The sequence below is a fragment of the Paraburkholderia polaris genome, assembly GCF_012927345.1.
GTDB classification, from domain to species: domain Bacteria; phylum Pseudomonadota; class Gammaproteobacteria; order Burkholderiales; family Burkholderiaceae; genus Paraburkholderia; species Paraburkholderia polaris.
Genome location: NZ_JABBGJ010000151.1, coordinates 1 through 1,133 on the forward strand (window position 1 = coordinate 1; position 1,133 = coordinate 1,133).

Consider the following 1,133-nt stretch of genomic DNA (forward strand, 5'->3'; position numbering starts at 1 on the left):
GCCCGCGCCTGGGTGCAGCGCTTCGTGCAGTGGTACAACGAAGAGCACTGCCACAGCGGCCTGAAGTATGTGAGTCCGGGGCAGCGGCACCGCGGCGAAGCCGACGAGCTTCTGGCCCGACGGCGTGCGCTGTACGAAGACGCGCGCCTGCAGAACCCCGCACGCTGGTCAGGTGCCATCCGCAACTGGCACCTGACAGACGCGGTCTATCTGAACCCGGAGCGAACCCACGCCTCGGCCGGAATGTATAAGCACGCAGCGTAACGGTTCACGCGACAACTACCTTGACACACACCGCCTGCCGCAAAGAAAAGTAGGCAAAAGAAAGCGGCTCAAACCGCTCATGCTAAGTGGGCACCCTTGCCTGGAAGTGCTAGTGGCTCCGTGGAATCCGGGCCCCCACAACCTCCACCCGGAGTGACTAAGGGCTCATCAGCTCCCACTCCGCACTCCGTGCGTCGCGGACGGGTCTGCCAGGGAAACCAGGGGCTTCGTCAGGTACGGTGGAAGCCGTCGGCTTCGTTTGAGCGTGGCGGGGGCATCCGTTTCGATCAGGCGCGGTGGGGTCATTGGCTTCGATCGGGTGCGGTGGGGGCCATCGTCTTCGCTTCGGCGGGGCGCGGAATGTGCGAACACTGCGGGGTTCTGGAAGTGCCACCGCGCCGAGTAAAGCATGGGTGTAAAAACGTAGCGGGTGGTTTTATGACGTACGCTTCGGCGCGCGCAGCGCCGCCGGAAGAATGACGCCTTTGTCACTCACGCCGAATGCGCGATAACACAGATTCCAGATGCACCACTACCTCCTGCAAGCCAGGAGACCCGCTTAGCAGGATTGGTTTGAGCCGCTTTCTTTTGCCTACTTTTCTTTGCGGCAGGCGGTGTGTGTCAAGGTAGTTGTCGCGTGAACCGTTACGCTGCGTGCTTATACATTCCGGCCGAGGCGTGGGTCGCTCCGGGTTCAGATAGACCGCGTCTGCCAGGTGCCAGTTGCGGATGGCTCCTGACCAGCGTGCGGGGTTCTGCAGGCGCGCGTCTTCGTACAGCGCACGCCGTCGGGCCAGAAGCTCGTCGGCTTCGCCGCGGTGCCGCTGCCCCGGACTCACATACTTCAGGCCGCTGTGGCAGTGCTCTTC

2 pseudogenes are annotated in these 1,133 nt (G+C 63.0%); one reads left to right on the plus strand and one right to left on the minus strand.

Annotation, left to right across the window (positions count from 1 at the left end):
* A pseudogene (locus HHL24_RS43430) lies at positions 1-264 on the plus strand (IS3 family transposase); the annotation flags it as partial.
* 674 nt (positions 265-938) lie between these two features.
* On the opposite strand, the pseudogene HHL24_RS44510 reads toward HHL24_RS43430, so the two are convergent.
* Positions 939-1,133, minus strand: a pseudogene (locus HHL24_RS44510) (IS3 family transposase); the annotation flags it as partial.